Here is a 14,159-nt window from a genome sequence, read left to right on the forward strand (position 1 = left end):
ACTTCCGAAAACGTCGAGAGCCCGCGGTCACATGCTCCGCAGGCTCTGTACTGCAAGGGAAACCAAACTGCAACTTGCGGCGAGCCTAGCACGCAGGCAGCCGAAAGCGATAGAGGTCAAGATCACGTCACTCGGATGTTTGAAACGCCCGGGCAATGGTTGACACCGGGGTGCGGCGGGGCGTGATGTGAACGGATCGGAGAGTCCGCTGATACCGGTAAGACCCCAGGGGGATCGTGGGGGGTGACTCAGCAGCGTACCCGACCGGGGTCTAGCCTCGCGATGTGGACAATTCTCGCACCCGGCCGCGCGTCGGCCACATCCAGTTCCTCAACTGCCTGCCTCTGTACTGGGGTCTCGCGAGAACGGGCACGCTGCTCGATCTTGAGCTGACCAAGGACACCCCCGAGAAGCTCAGCGAGCGGCTCGTGCAGGGCGACCTCGACATCGGCCCCATCACCCTCGTCGAGTTCCTGCGCAACGCCGACGACCTGGTGGCCTTCCCCGACATCGCGGTCGGCTGCGACGGGCCCGTCATGTCCTGCGTGATCGTCTCGCAGGTTCCCCTCGACCAGCTGGACGGCGCCCGCGTCGCCCTCGGCTCGACCTCCCGTACCTCCGTACGGCTCGCCCAGCTCCTGCTCGCCGAGCGGTACGGCGTAACTCCCGAGTACTACACCTGCCCCCCGGACCTGAGTCTGATGATGCAGGAGGCCGATGCCGCCGTCCTCATCGGCGACGCCGCCCTGCGCGCCAACCTCCTCGACGGGCCGCGCTACGGGCTCCAGGTCCACGACCTCGGCGCGCTCTGGAAAGAGTGGACCGGCCTCCCCTTCGTCTTCGCCGTCTGGGCCGCCCGCCGCGACTACCTCGAACGCGAGCCCGAGCTCACCCGCGAGGTCCACCGCGCCTTCCTCGCCTCCCGCAACCTCTCCCTCGACGAGGTCGGCAAGGTCGCCGAACAGGCCGCCCGCTGGGAGGAGTTCGACGAGACGATCCTGGAGCAGTACTTCACCACCCTCGACTTCCGCTTCGGCGCACCGCAGTTGGCGGCCGTCACGGAGTTCGCGCGCCGGGTGGGCCCGACGACCGGCTTCCCGGCGGACGTCAACGTGGAACTGCTGACGCCGTAGGCGTATCGGCGTTCAGCGCCGTCCCATCCACTGCTCCTCATCGAGCAACTTCCGCAGCCGGGGCGAGAGTTCGGGTACGGCGGCCCCCGCCGCCTGCGCCCGCGCGACCGTCTCGACGTACGCCAGCGCCTCCTTGCGCAGCCGCTCCTTCTCCTTGCCCTGTCTGCTCCCGGCGAGCCAGACCCAGATCGCGAGGGGGACGAGGACCAGGGCGAGGTAGCCGAGGGTCACGCCTTGCCACCAGCCGTAGGCGGCGCCGATCAGGGCCGCGATGACGAAGAGACAGCCGGCCTCGTCGTGCCAGCCGCCCTGGTCGGCGATCTTCTCGTACGCGGCGACGGCGTCGGGGACCGGCGGGACGGTGTGGACGGCGTAGGGGTTCGGGGTGCCGGGTGCGGCGCCGGGGGGCTGGTAGCCGTAGGGGCCCGCGGGGGTGCCCGGGGCCTGGCGGCCGTAGGGACCGGCGGCGTACGGTCCCGCTGGAGTACTAGGGGTATGAGACGGCTCACCGCCCGTCGGCCGGTACGTCGGTACCGGTGTCGTCGGCTTGGTACCTCCGTACTCCGACCGCCCCTCCAGCCACGCGGGTACGTGGGTCACCGGCAGCCCCCGCGACCGGGCGACGCCGAGGACGTGCCGGTAGCCGGCCAGCGCCGGATGCCCCAACTCCCTCTTCCAGCGGGCCCGCACGGATATCAGGCAGACGATCCCGGCCGCGAGGATCGGTACGGCGGGCCCGTAGGCGAGCGCCGGGTTCTCCGCGAGTGCGGGGACCTCCGGGCCGATGAACGGCCACACCCCGCCGACCAGCAGCGCGAGCCCGCCGAGCCATACGAGCGGGCCGCGCTGACTCCGATGCAGCGCCTCCCGCCGCTCCTCGAACATCGCGGTCACGGCCCGGTCGTCCGTGTAGTCCACGCCGTACTGCGCGCTGATGGTCCGCACCGACGCCAGGACGGTCGGCTCGGAGGCCAGGGTGGCTCCGTTGATCGGAAGAAGGTCCATTTCGGGATCATGGCACGGGAGTTGGCTGGCTCTCATGGGGGAATCGTGGGGGAGTGATGGCCGGGGTGGGGCAGGATCGGTCCGTGGTGAGCGAGTTGTGGGTGATCGCCGTAGCGGCGGCGGTGTGGGGTGCGCTGGCGGGCGGGGTACTACCCCGAGCGGCGTACCGGTTCTCCGTACCTCTGGAGTACCCCCCGGAGGACTCCTCGCAGGAGGAGAGCGACGGCTGGCGGCGGGAGTGTCCCGAGGGACATCCCCTGCGCGGCTGGCTCGGGCCCGCGCGGTGCCGGACCTGCGGCCCGTACGACTCACCCCGTACCCCCTACGTACTACTCACCGCGCTCCTCTCCACCCTCCTCGCCCTGGCCACCGGCCTCCGCCCCGAACTCGCGGCCTGGCTCCTGCTCGCCCCCGCCTGGGTGCTGCTCGCGGTGGTGGACGTCCGGGTGCGACGTCTACCGGACCCGCTGACCTGGGGCCTCGCGGTCGCCGCGCCCGCGCTGCTGGGGGTGGCCGCGCTGGTCCCGGACCACGCCGGGGAGTGGACGACCGCGCTGCTCGGGGCCGTCGTCCTCGGCGCCGCGATCCTCGTCCTGCACCTGCTGAACCCGGAGGGGATGGGGTACGGGGACGCGAAACTCGCGGTCGGGCTGGGGGCCGTACTGGGGTGGTACGGGTGGGACACGGTGCTGCTCGGTGCGTTCGCCGGGTTCGCGCTCGGGGCCGGGTACGGGGGAGTGCTCGCCGTGGTCCGCAGGTCGGGGAGGGGTACGACCATCGCGTTCGGGCCGTTCCTGATCGCCGGGGCGGTGCTGGGGGTGGTGTCGGGAGCCTGGACGGCCTGACCGTAGTCCCCTCATACCTCTGGCGTACGCTGGACCGGTCCATCCACAACCCTTACGAAAGGGACGCCCGGTGACCGAGAAGGCCGACCTCCAGTCTGTCCTTGACCGTGCCGCAGCCGGTGGACGGATCACCCCCGAGGAGGCGCTCGTCCTCTACCGGGACGCCCCCCTGCACGCGCTCGGCGCCGCCGCCGACGCCGTACGCCGTAAGAGGTACGCGGGTACCGAGCACATCGCGACGTACATCATCGAGCGGAACATCAACTACACGAACGTGTGTGTCACGGCGTGCAAGTTCTGCGCGTTCTACGCCCCGCCGACGGCCAAGGACAAGGGCTGGACCCGCGACCTGGACGACATCCTGCGCCGGTGCGCGGAGACCGTCGAGCTCGGCGGGACGCAGATCATGTTCCAGGGCGGGCACCACCCGGACTACGGGGTGGAGTACTACGAGGAGCACTTCGCGGCGATCAAGAAGGCGTTCCCGCAGCTGGTCATCCACTCCCTCGGGGCCTCCGAGGTCGAGCACATGGCCAGGATCTCCAAGGTGAGCGTCGAGGAGGCGATCCGGCGGATCAACGCGGCCGGACTCGACTCCTTCGCGGGCGCCGGCGCGGAGTTGCTCCCCGAGCGGCCCCGCAAGGCCATCGCGCCGCTCAAGGAGTCCGGCGAGCGCTGGCTGGAGATCATGGAGACGGCGCACAACCTGGGCGTCGAGTCCACCTCCACGATGCTCATGGGCACCGGCGAGACCAACGCCGAACGCATCGAGCACCTGCGGATGATCCGCGACGTCCAGGACCGCACGGGCGGCTTCCGCGCGTTCATCCCGTACCTCTACCAGCCGCAGAACAACCACCTGAAGGGCCGCACGCAGGCCACGATCTTCGAGTACCTGCGGATGATCGCCATTTCGCGCCTCTTCATGGACAACATCGCCCACATCCAGGGGTCTTGGCTCACCACGGGCCAGGACGCGGGCCAACTCACCCTGCACTACGGCGCGGACGACCTCGGCTCGATCATGCTGGAGGAGAACGTCGTCTCGGCGGCCGGTGCCAAGCACCGCTCCAACCTCCAGGAAATGATCGACATGATCCGCTCGGCGGGCCGCGTCCCGGCGCAGCGCGCCACGACGTACGAGCACCTCGTCGTCCACGACGACCCCGCCAACGACCCGGTGGACAAGCGGGTGGTGTCCCACATCTCCTCCACGGCGATCGAAGGCGGCACCGCACACCCCGAGTTGAAGATCCTGACGTCCAACTAGGCACCCGGTGCTGACGATTCACACCGCGCCCCTGCTGCTGCCGGTAGGGGCGCCCCCGGTCGAGAACGGCGCGGTCGCGGTGGCCGGCGACCGCGTCACGGCCTTCGGCGCGTACGACGACGTCGTGGCCGTCGCCCCGGCCGCGCGGGTGCGCCGCTGGCCCGGCACCCTCACCCCCGGCCTGCGCCAGTGGCACCCCCTGTGGCTGCTGCGCCGCTGCTACCACCCCGACCCGCGCGAGGCCGACGAGCTGGGTGAACTCCCCCTCTGGGGCGAGGAGTTGGCCGCACTGGAACTGTCCGAGGCCCGCTGGTCCGGCAGCGTACGGCGCGGTATCCAGCGGATGATGGCTCACGGTACGACGGCCGTCGCGGCACCCGGCGCCCGCTTCACCGACCCCCTCGTCGCACCGGCGATCGCCCGCTCGGGCCTGGCCGTTGTCACCATCGAGGGTGCTCCCGGCCAACTGCTCGGCGAGCGGCCCGACTTGGACCCGTTCGCCGAGGGGTACGACCTGCCCGGCACCGTGCACGCGCCGCTGGCCGTCGGAGGCCGGGCCGACCTCGCCGTGTTCGACGTCCCCGACGAAGCCGCCCTCACCGCGAAGGGCGCCGCCACCTGCGTGGCCACCGTCGTCAACGGGCGTCTGCTGTACCGGAGTCGGTGAACTCGGGGGAGCGGGGGCCGGGTTGGCGCGCTAACCCGCGAGCGCCTTGCCGAACGCCCCCGAACTCTGGTCCACCCCACTGCAATTGGTCGCCGCGTCGTTCTGGCCGACGGTGTCCGACGCGCACTGCTGGTCGCGGAACGTCGACCACATCGACACCCACGAGACCCCCTTCTCCTCGGCGAACGACCGGAGTTGGGCCGCGTCGGAGAGGGTGAAGGTCTCGTTCGCGATGTCGTTGACGCCGATCATCGAGGTCAGCGCGAGGCCGTGCCAGGCGGACTCGTCGGTGGTGCCGAAGACGGACTTCAGCTGGGTGTGCGTGGCCGTCGCGGAGGTGATCGCGTAGTCGCCCATGTCCCCGGTGTAGGTCTCGCTGTAGTTCATGGTCATGATGTTGACCGTGGCGACCTGGACGTCGTACTTGTTCGCGGAGGCGAGCAGCGCGAGGCCGTCCGCGTCGAGGCCGGAGGGCATCACCGGCAGGGTGAAGGTGACCTCCAACTCGGGGCGGTCCTTCTGGAGTTGGGCGATCGCCTGGGAGCGCCGGGCGACCGAGGCACTGTCGGTGAGGGTGGTGCCCTCGATGTCGAAGTCGGCCTGCGTCGAACCCGCCGCGTCCAGCGCCGCGCCGTACGCCGCCGCCAGCTTCGAGGCGCTGGTGCAGACCGTCGCCAGCTCCTTGCCGGAGGCGCCGCCGAAGGAGACCCGGACGCTCGAACCGGACGCGGTCAGTTTGGATATCCGGGACTTCACCGCCGTATCGCCGACGGCCGTCGTCCCGTTCCACTTCGCCGTGCACGTGCTGCCGTCGGAGATCACGAACGCCAGGTTGTATGTCGCCGGGGAGCCCGCCGAGTCGTTGGCGGACGCTTCCGTAGCACTCACGTAGGGGGCGTACCTCGTGGTGGTAGGGGATACCGAAGGGCTGGGGAAGGGCGACTCCGGTTCCGCCGCCCCCGCCGCCGCGTCCGACGTCGTACCGGAGTCGGACGAACAGCCCGCCACGGCCAGCGCGAACAGACAGGTCAGCCCGGACAGCGGCACCAGGAAACTCCGCATCGCGTGTAAGCACCCACTTTCGTGATTTCTGTCTCGGTGGAGAGAGCAGCGCCGAAACAAAAGGGGTTTCCGGCGGAACGGTCAACTCTGCCGTGCCGGACGGGCGTCGCGTAGGCGTTTTCCCTGTTCTCTCAGCAAAAGGACAGATTCGAACGTTTCTCATGGGTCTCTCACACGGAAGACGGAGTTTGGTCCACATAAACGCTCCTTAATGTCCAGGGAATGCAATCCGAGCCTGCCATCGAAAGCCGTGCGGCCACTCGCGGACGGCGACGCAAACGCGGCGCCGGGCCCGTGTTCGTCGACAACTCCGGGCGCAGGTCCAAGGCGCTGCGCCGGATCGGCCTCCTCGTCGGCGTCGGCTGCCTCGCCTACGCCGTGATCCTCGGCGCCGCGTTCATGGGGTGGGGGTCCTCGCTGACGCCGTCCTCTCTGCTGCCGTTTGGCCGGGGCGACCAGGTCGGCGCACCCAGGGGCGTACCGACGGGCGCGCCCACCGGCTCCCCGCCCGCGCTCCCCTCGGGCGCCACCCCGACGTCCGCCCCGTCCCCGTCCGCATCTCCGTCCGCCTCCGCGTCGGCCGGCTGACCGGGTCCGGTCGACCGGCCCAACTCCGGCCGCTCGACCCGCAGTTGGCGAACTGGCCGCAGAACCCCGGGAGTTCAGGGCGACAGACCGGAACGGACCGGTACCGAACGGAACATAGAGGCACCACCATGGCTACGACGACGTCCCCCCGAGGCCGCCGCCGCGCCCCCTCCCGCATCGGCCGGGCAGCGGGCAAGGCGGCGGCGCTCCAGAAACCGAGGGTCATCCTCGCGCTGCTGCTCCTGCTCGCGCTGACCAGCGTGATGCTCCTCGACGGCTATCTGCGCGCCGAGGTCGGCGGCGACGAGCGGGTGCGGACCGGCGCCGGCTCCGACAAGGTGCCGGAGAAGATTCTCGACGGCGGGCCGATCCTCACCTTCCGGGGCGGCCAGGCCGCTACGGTCTCCGTCCCCGACAGGACGATCGCGCTGACCTTCGACGACGGGCCGAACCCGACCTGGACCCCGCAGGTCCTGGCGATCCTTCGGAAGTACGACATACCCGCGACGTTCTTCCTGGTCGGCTCGATGGTGTCGCGTTATCCGGGCATCGTGAAGGAGATGGTCGACGACGGGAACGAGGTCGGCATCCACACCTTCACCCACGTGGACCTCTCGTACCAGTCCGGCGCCCGCGTCAACCGCGAGATGCAGCAGACCCAGTTGGCGCTGGCCGGTGCCGCCGGTATCACCACGACCCTTTTCCGGGCGCCCTATTCCTCCGAGACCGACGCCATCGACAATTACAGCTGGCCCGTGTACCAGAAACTCGGAGAAGACGGTTACACCAGCGTTTTCGTCGACACCGACTCCGACGACTGGAAGAAACCGGGCGTCTCGAAGATCATCCAGTGGGCTACGCCGGAGGACGGAAAGGGCGCGTCGGTCCTTTTCCACGATGCCGGTGGGGAGCGGTCGCAGACCATTGCCGCGCTGCCGACGTACATCGAGCGGATGCGGGCCGAGGGGTACGCGTTCACGACGATCAGCGGGGTGCTGGAGAAGGAGAACGGGCGACGAGGTCAGCAGTCCGGTGGCGCCCCGAACGGTGACACCGCCGACCCCCTCCAGGCCGCCCACCGCGAGGCCACCGGCGTCACCCTCTACGAGGGCAAGGCTCTCATCGCCGCCGTGACGCTCGCCGAATGGACGGTGCCCACGCTCTCCGTCGGCCTCATGGTCGTAGGCGTCGCGGTGCTGGGCCGGTTCGGGATGATGTTCGTCCTCGCGCGGCGGCACTACCGCAAACGCCATAGGCGCAGGTTCAGTTGGGGGCCCGAGGTGACCCGGCGGGTCAGTGTGGTCGTCCCCGCGTACAACGAGAAGAAGTGCATCGCCAACACCCTGGGATCGCTGGCGCGCAGCACGCACCCGATCGAGGTCATCGTCGTCGACGACGGTTCCACGGACGGGACTTCGGAGATCGCGCGGGACGCCGCGACGCGGCTCGGCATGGACAACGTACGCGTCGTCCGGCAGGAGAACGCAGGGAAGCCCGCCGCGCTCAACAACGGGGTGCGCAGCGCCAGTTGCGACATCGTCGTCATGATGGACGGCGACACCGTCTTCGAGCCGGACGCCGTGCACCAGTTGGTGCAGCCGTTCGCCGATCCCGGGGTCGGGGCGGTCGCCGGGAACGCGAAGGTCGGGAACCGGAACACGGTCATCGGGGCCTGGCAGCACATCGAGTACGTCATGGGGTTCAACCTCGACCGGCGGATGTACGACCTGCTGCGCTGCATGCCGACGATCCCCGGCGCGATCGGGGCGTTCCGGCGGGACGCGGTGCTCCAGGCCGGCGGGATGAGCGAGGACACCCTCGCCGAGGACACGGACATCACCATCGCCATGCACCGCGCCGGGTGGCAGGTCGTCTACCAGGAGCACGCGCGGGCCTGGACCGAGGCGCCCGGCTCGCTCAAGCAGCTCTGGTCGCAGCGGTACCGGTGGTCCTACGGGACCATGCAGGCACTCTGGAAACACCGCAAGTCCCTTACGGACAAGGGGCCTTCGGGGCGTTTCGGGCGGGTCGGGATGCCGCTGGTCGTGCTCTTCCAGATCGTGACGCCCGTCTTCGCGCCGCTCATCGACGTGTTCACCGTCTACTCGATGGTCTTCGTCGACCTCCGGGCCGCGCTGCTCGCCTGGTTCGCCGTCCTCGGGGTCCAACTCCTGTGCGCGGCCTACGCGTTCCGGCTCGACCGGGAGCAGTACCGGTACCTGTGGATGATGCCGCTCCAGCAACTCGCCTACCGGCAGATGATGTACCTCGTCCTCATCCACTCCTGCATCACGGCGCTGACCGGTGGGCGGCTGCGGTGGCAGAAGCTGAAGCGGACCGGCGAGGTCGGGACTCCGGCGGGGGCGAGCTGATGGGGGCGCATCGGAAGGGGGGTTCCGTTGGGGTGGTCACGGAGGCGGCGGGGCCGGGGCACGGGGCCGAGGCTGCAGTCCCCCAACGCCCCTCCAGGGACCGGTACTTCGACACCCTCAGAGCCCTCGCCCTCATCCGCGTCGTCGCCTATCACACCTTCGGCTGGGCCTGGGCCGGCATGGTGTTCCCCTCCATGGGGGTCATGTTCGGGCTCGCCGGGACGCTCATGGCGAAGTCGCTGGAGCGGCCCGCGCTGAAGGTCGTGCGGAGCCGGCTGCGGAGGCTGTTGCCGCCGTTCTGGTTCTGGGGCGTCTTCGTGGTGCTCGCGATGCTCGTCCACGGCTGGATGCCGGGGTGGCAGATCGTCTTCTGGGTCGTACCTCTGGGGGACCCGCCGGGTAATCCCTGGGGGGTACAGGCGTGGGAGATCCTCTGGTACCTGCGGACCTACCTGTGGTTCGTCCTCCTCTCGCCGGTCCTCCTCAGGGTGTTCCGGCTCGCCCCCGTCGCCGTCCTGCTCTCCGCCCTCGCGCCGGTCCTCGTCCTCCACTTCCTGTGGGAGCCGCCGGACAACCGCTTCGGCGACGCGCTGACCGACCTCGCGACGTTCCTGTTCTGCTGGGTTCTCGGGTTCGCGCACCGGGACGGGGTACTACGACGGCTGAAGCCGCTCGCCGTGATCGTGCTGTCGCTGGCCGCGATCGGGTTCGGGGGCTGGTACGCCCTCACCCGTCAGGGGGAGACCGGGTCGTACGACCTCGACGACATACCCCTCGCGCAGGCGTTCTGGTCCGCCGGGTACGTCACTCTCCTGATGTACGCGACGTCGTACTTCGGGGTCGATCTCGCCGGGCTCGCGAAGCATCGGCGGCTCGACCGGGTCGTCACCGTGTTCAACGCCCGCGCGGTGACGATCTACCTGTGGCACGAGATCGCGCTCATCCTCGCGGTGCCGGTGGTCGACCGGTTCTGGGACGTCCCCGCGTTCGAGAAGTGGCTCCCTCTGGAGAGCCAGTGGTTCATGTTCGGGGTCGGGTGGGTGCTGATCGTCGTGTTCGTGCTGCTGTGCGGGTGGGTGGAGGACGTGGCCGGGAAGAGGAAACCCCGGCTGCTGCCGTGAGGTGCCCTGAGGTTCCCTGAGGGAGGCTGCAAGAATGGCCGGGTGACCCGCGCATCCCTGGACAAGCAGCCGCACGAAGTCGCCTCGATGTTCGACAACGTGGCGGAACGGTACGACCTCACCAACGACGTGCTGTCCCTCGGGCAGGACCGGCGGTGGCGCAAGGAGGTCGCGCGGGCGGTGGATGCTCGGCCGGCACAGAAGATCCTTGATCTCGCTGCCGGTACGGGTACCTCCTCGCTGCCGTTCGCGCAGGCCGGGGCGTATGTCGTGCCGTGCGACTTCTCGCTCGGGATGCTTCAGGTCGGTAAGGGGCGGAACTCCTGGTTGCCGTTCACTGCGGGGGACGCTACGCGGCTGCCGTTCAAGGACGACACGTTCGATGCGGTGACGATCTCGTTCGGGCTGCGGAATGTGCAGGACTTCGATGCGGCGCTTCGCGAGATGTACCGGGTTACCCGGCCTGGGGGGCGGGTGGTGATCTGTGAGTTCTCGCATCCGACGTGGGCGCCGTTCCGGACCGTCTACACGGAGTATTTGATGCGGGCGTTGCCTCCGGTGGCTCGTGCTGTGTCGTCCAATCCGGATGCGTATGTGTATCTTGCCGAGTCCATTCGGGCGTGGCCCGATCAGCCTGCGTTGGCCTCTCGGTTGCGGGAGGCGGGGTGGGGGAAGGTGGCTTGGCGGAATCTCACGGGGGGTGTTGTGACGTTGCACCGGGGATTTAAGGGATGACGCTCCGGGGTGGGGTGTGCGGATAGCTGTGCGGCTGCGGGTTCGTTGTGGCTGGTCGCGCAGTTCCCCGCGCCCCTAGATGGGCCTGCGGCCCATCGGGGCGTTGTCCGCGCCGTGCGTTTCCCGTGCCGTGCAGTACCCACGCCGTGCACTACCCCCCTACCCGTAGTCCCCTTACCCCAGTAGTACCCCCTACCCCAGCGCCATCGGCATCTCCCGCCCCCCGTACCCCACCGCCGCATACCGCTCCCCCGGCTCCTCCAGTTCCCGTTGGAAGCCTCCGCCTCCCGGGCGGGGTATGCGCGGCTCGTGGACTCCTGCTCCGCCCCCGCCCTCCCCCTCGCCGAAGTCGAACCAGATCGAGACGACCGCGCCGCGTGGGACCTCCGCGCCGGGTGGGGGGTACTGGCGTACTACGTAGTCCACGACCGTGCGGAGGAAGTCCGGGCGGTCGGGGGTGGCCAGGAGTACGCCATGGGCCTGGGCCCTCTCGCGTGCGTCCATCGCCATCAGGCCGACCAGACGCGGGACATGTACTTCGGATGTTTTGGGTGGTATGAGCACAGATGTCACCCCCAGCGGTACTGGAAGGGTAACCGCCGAAGGGGGCCATCCGGAAGCGCTGTGCGACAATTTCGCGGCGCTTGGCTACTGAGAGTTACTGCTTTCGAGATCGAGGCGGTAGCAGTGACCCGTGCGGCTGGAGTCGGGCGTGGTGAAGACCTCCCCGAGCCGCATCCCGAGCCGCCGCGTCACCGCGATCGACCGCTTGTTGCGGGCGTCGACCATCGCGACGACCCCCCGTACGCCCGCCGACCGCACCCGCTCCAGCGTCATCTGCGCGGCGGCGGTGACGTACCCCCTGCCCCAGTACTCCCGGCCGAGCCGCCAGCCGATCTCGATCTCGCCCACCGGACCCCACGCGAGGGGCCACGGCTGGGCCCCGGTGAAGCCGATCACCCGGCCCTCGCGGTCGAGCATGGTCCACAGGCAGAAGCCGTGCTCGGCGTCGTGCCGCCGCTGGCGTGCCGTCAGCTCCTCGTACTCCGAGAGTTCTGCCGCTCTACCTCCGTGGTACTCCATGACGTCCGGGTGGGCGAAGGTCCGGTGCCAGGCGACGGCGTCCTCGTCGGTGGGGACACGCAGCCGTACTACGGGAAGAGCCAGGTTCACGGGGGCAACCCTTCAGCCGGGTGATCAATTCTGCTGAATAGACTGCCCATGTCCAGTGCCGGTCGGCACGCAGATTCCGAACTTGGGGAGATCCCGCCGTGACCGTCGTGACTGATCCTCACTCCGAAAACACCGCGCCTCTCTCCGGGAACACCGCCGATGTGATCGTCGTCGGTGCGGGACCGGCCGGTTCCACGACCGCGTACTACCTCGCCAAGGCCGGGCTCGACGTCCTCCTGCTGGAGAAGACCGAGTTCCCCCGCGAGAAGGTCTGCGGCGACGGCCTCACGCCGCGCGCCACGAAACAGCTCGTCGCCATGGGGATCGACATCTCCGAGGAGGCCGGCTGGCTGCGCAACAAGGGCCTCAGGATCATCGGCGGCGGCGTACGGCTCCAACTCGACTGGCCGGAGCTGGCGTCGTACCCGGACTACGGACTCGTCCGCAAGCGCGACGACTTCGACGAGCAGCTCGCCCGGCAGGCGCAGAAGGCGGGGGCGCGGCTGTACGAGCGGTGCAACGTGGGTGCGCCGATCCGCGACGACCGCACCGGCCGAATCACCGGCGTACACGCGAAGTTGGGGGAGGAGAAGCGCGAAGTCACCTTCCACGCGCCCCTGGTGGTCGCCGCCGACGGCAACTCCACGCGGCTTTCCCTCGCGATGGGGCTGCACCGGCGCGAGGACCGGCCGATGGGGGTCGCCGTCCGGACGTACTTCGAGAGCCCCCGGCACGAGGACGACTACCTGGAGTCCTGGCTGGAGCTGTGGGACCGGCGCGGGGCCGAGGACCGGCTCCTGCCCGGGTACGGGTGGATCTTCGGCATGGGCGACGGGACCTCCAACGTCGGGCTCGGGGTCCTCAACACGTCCGGTTCCTTCAAGGAGTTGGACTGGCGCGAGGTGCTCAAGGCGTGGTGCGCGTCCATGCCCGAGGAGTGGGGGTACACGCCGGAGCACATGACCGGGCCCATCCGCGGGGCCGCGCTGCCGATGGCCTTCAACCGTCAACCCCACTACACCAAGGGGCTGTTGCTCGTCGGTGACGCCGGTGGGCTGGTCAACCCCTTCAACGGCGAGGGCATCGCGTACGCCATGGAGTCCGGGCAGATCGCCGCGGACGTCATCGTCCAGGCGCACGCGCGCGCCACGCCGGCGCAGCGGGAGATCGCGCTCCAGCGGTATCCGCAGGTGCTCAAGGACACGTACGGGGGGTACTACACGCTGGGCCGCGCCTTCGTGAAGCTCATCGGGAATCCGAAGGTCATGAAGATCGCGGCCCAGCGGGGGCTGACTCACCCGTTGCTGATGAAGTTCACGCTGAAGATGCTGGCGAACTTGACGGATCCCTCCGGGGGTGACGCGATGGACCGGATCATCAATGGGCTGAGCAAGGTGGCTCCCAAGGCGTAGAGGGGTAGTACCAAGGGGGTGCCGCGTTGTGCCGGTGGGCGAGTGCGGCGCCTTCGTGGCTTGTCGCGCAGTTCCCCGCGCCCCTTAAGGGCGTTGCCCCAAAGCCTCCTCATTTGCTGCCCTTTGTGCCATCACCACTTCCCTGCGGTCCGTCATCTGCCGCAGGGCTACCTTGCGGTCCCGCTTCGACAGCCGGTCCAGATACACGTGCCCGTTCACATGGTCCGTCTCATGCGCCAGGCACCGCGCGAAGTACCCGGTCCCCTCGATCGTGACGGGGGTACCGGTCCGGTCCAGGCCGTGGACGATGGCCATGTCCGGGCGCGGTACGTCCATCACCGCGCCCGGCACGGAGAGGCAGCCCTCGTCGTCGTCCAGGAGGCGGCGGCCAGCCGTGGGGAGGGGCGCGAGGACCGGGTTGACGATGTGGCCGACATGGCGGACGCCCTCGTCGTCGGGGCAGTCGTACACGAACAGGCGCAGATCGACGCCCACTTGGTTCGCCGCGAGGCCCGCGCCGTTCGCGAGGTACATCGTCAGGAACATGTCGTCGATCAGCGCGGCGAGGTCGGGACCGAACTCGGTGACGTCACGGCACGGCTTGTGCAGGACCTCTTCGCCGACCTCGGTGATCCGGCGTACGCGACCCTGCCGGGCCTCGGGTGCGTGGCGCGGGTACGCGTCGACCGCGCGGCCCTGGACGAAAACGCTGGGCATGTCTGTCTCTCCCTCTGCCTGCCGATCGCTCGTCGATCGGTGCGAGGGGAGGAACGCGC

14 protein-coding genes are annotated in these 14,159 nt (G+C 69.3%); 9 read left to right on the forward strand and 5 right to left on the reverse strand.

Annotated elements, in window-relative coordinates:
- Nucleotides 1-284 precede the first annotated feature (284 nt).
- Nucleotides 285-1,133, forward strand: coding sequence for a menaquinone biosynthetic enzyme MqnA/MqnD family protein (locus J8M50_RS28055; RefSeq protein WP_010353959.1), 849 nt, complete (start codon nt 285-287; stop codon nt 1,131-1,133).
- Nucleotides 1,134-1,145: 12 nt separating this feature from the next.
- Here the strand turns inward: J8M50_RS28055 and J8M50_RS28060 are convergent, their stop codons facing one another.
- A complete protein-coding gene (locus J8M50_RS28060) occupies nt 1,146-2,138 on the reverse strand; it encodes a hypothetical protein (RefSeq protein ID WP_010353960.1) in 993 nt (330 codons plus the stop codon).
- Nucleotides 2,139-2,194: 56 nt separating this feature from the next.
- Between J8M50_RS28060 and J8M50_RS28065 the strand changes: the two genes are divergently transcribed.
- From J8M50_RS28065 to J8M50_RS28075, 3 genes are all read left to right on the forward strand, one after another.
- Entirely contained in the window at nt 2,195-2,983 is a 789-nt protein-coding gene (locus J8M50_RS28065; RefSeq protein ID WP_010353961.1) for a prepilin peptidase, read from the forward strand.
- Nucleotides 2,984-3,053: 70 nt separating this feature from the next.
- Nucleotides 3,054-4,253, forward strand: a complete 1,200-nt coding sequence (gene mqnC / locus J8M50_RS28070) for a cyclic dehypoxanthinyl futalosine synthase (protein WP_010353962.1) — start codon at nt 3,054-3,056, stop codon at nt 4,251-4,253.
- A 7-nt stretch (nt 4,254-4,260) separates the two neighbouring features.
- Nucleotides 4,261-4,920, forward strand: a complete 660-nt coding sequence (locus J8M50_RS28075; protein WP_010353963.1) for a hypothetical protein — start codon at nt 4,261-4,263, stop codon at nt 4,918-4,920.
- 30 nt (nt 4,921-4,950) lie between these two features.
- On the opposite strand, the gene J8M50_RS28080 is transcribed toward J8M50_RS28075, so the two are convergent.
- Complete coding sequence (locus J8M50_RS28080; protein WP_010353964.1) at nt 4,951-5,982, reverse strand: chitinase; 1,032 nt, start codon at nt 5,980-5,982, stop codon at nt 4,951-4,953.
- Nucleotides 5,983-6,204: 222 nt separating this feature from the next.
- Between J8M50_RS28080 and J8M50_RS28085 the strand changes: the two genes are divergently transcribed.
- From J8M50_RS28085 to J8M50_RS28100, 4 genes are all read left to right on the forward strand, one after another.
- Nucleotides 6,205-6,570: a hypothetical protein gene (locus tag J8M50_RS28085; protein WP_075661313.1), complete on the forward strand. Its 366-nt coding sequence runs from the start codon at nt 6,205-6,207 to the stop codon at nt 6,568-6,570.
- Nucleotides 6,571-6,698: 128 nt separating this feature from the next.
- A complete protein-coding gene (locus tag J8M50_RS28090) occupies nt 6,699-8,942 on the forward strand; it encodes a bifunctional polysaccharide deacetylase/glycosyltransferase family 2 protein (protein ID WP_010353966.1) in 2,244 nt (747 codons plus the stop codon).
- Nucleotides 8,942-10,063, forward strand: coding sequence for an acyltransferase family protein (locus J8M50_RS28095; protein ID WP_075692939.1), 1,122 nt, complete (start codon nt 8,942-8,944; stop codon nt 10,061-10,063). The genes J8M50_RS28090 and J8M50_RS28095 overlap by 1 nt, the downstream gene beginning before the upstream one ends.
- Nucleotides 10,064-10,105: 42 nt before the next feature.
- Entirely contained in the window at nt 10,106-10,798 is a 693-nt protein-coding gene (locus tag J8M50_RS28100; protein WP_010353968.1) for a demethylmenaquinone methyltransferase, read from the forward strand.
- Nucleotides 10,799-10,990: 192 nt separating this feature from the next.
- On the opposite strand, the gene J8M50_RS28105 is transcribed toward J8M50_RS28100, so the two are convergent.
- Both J8M50_RS28105 and J8M50_RS28110 read right to left on the reverse strand, forming a co-directional pair.
- Nucleotides 10,991-11,362: a PASTA domain-containing protein gene (locus tag J8M50_RS28105; protein WP_075692937.1), complete on the reverse strand. Its 372-nt coding sequence runs from the start codon at nt 11,360-11,362 to the stop codon at nt 10,991-10,993.
- Between the two features lie 84 nt (nt 11,363-11,446).
- The gene (locus J8M50_RS28110) at nt 11,447-11,971 is read right to left on the reverse strand and encodes a GNAT family N-acetyltransferase (RefSeq protein WP_010353970.1); all 525 of its coding nucleotides are present in this window, start codon (nt 11,969-11,971) and stop codon (nt 11,447-11,449) included.
- 98 nt (nt 11,972-12,069) lie between these two features.
- Here J8M50_RS28110 and J8M50_RS28115 point away from each other — a divergent pair, with 98 nt between their 5' ends.
- Nucleotides 12,070-13,383 carry a geranylgeranyl reductase family protein gene (locus J8M50_RS28115; protein WP_010353971.1) on the forward strand — a complete coding sequence of 438 codons (1,314 nt, stop codon included), beginning with the start codon at nt 12,070-12,072 and terminating at the stop codon, nt 13,381-13,383.
- Nucleotides 13,384-13,467: 84 nt separating this feature from the next.
- Here J8M50_RS28115 and def read toward each other — a convergent pair whose 3' ends face one another.
- Complete coding sequence (gene def, locus J8M50_RS28120; protein ID WP_010353972.1) at nt 13,468-14,100, reverse strand: peptide deformylase; 633 nt, start codon at nt 14,098-14,100, stop codon at nt 13,468-13,470.
- Nucleotides 14,101-14,159 lie beyond the last annotated feature (59 nt).

The organism is Streptomyces acidiscabies (assembly GCF_020010905.1).
GTDB lineage: Bacteria > Actinomycetota > Actinomycetes > Streptomycetales > Streptomycetaceae > Streptomyces > Streptomyces acidiscabies.

Coding starts and splice junctions, on each gene's coding strand:
- J8M50_RS28060 (WP_010353960.1), bottom strand. CDS start 2,138: ATGGACCTTCTTCCGATCAACGGAGCCACCCTGGCCTCCGAGCCGACC.
- J8M50_RS28065 (WP_010353961.1), top strand. CDS start 2,195: ATGGCCGGGGTGGGGCAGGATCGGTCCGTGGTGAGCGAGTTGTGGGTG.
- J8M50_RS28080 (WP_010353964.1), bottom strand. CDS start 5,982: ATGCGGAGTTTCCTGGTGCCGCTGTCCGGGCTGACCTGTCTGTTCGCG.
- J8M50_RS28085 (WP_075661313.1), top strand. CDS start 6,205: ATGCAATCCGAGCCTGCCATCGAAAGCCGTGCGGCCACTCGCGGACGG.
- J8M50_RS28090 (WP_010353966.1), top strand. CDS start 6,699: ATGGCTACGACGACGTCCCCCCGAGGCCGCCGCCGCGCCCCCTCCCGC.
- J8M50_RS28095 (WP_075692939.1), top strand. CDS start 8,942: ATGGGGGCGCATCGGAAGGGGGGTTCCGTTGGGGTGGTCACGGAGGCG.
- def (WP_010353972.1), bottom strand. CDS start 14,100: ATGCCCAGCGTTTTCGTCCAGGGCCGCGCGGTCGACGCGTACCCGCGC.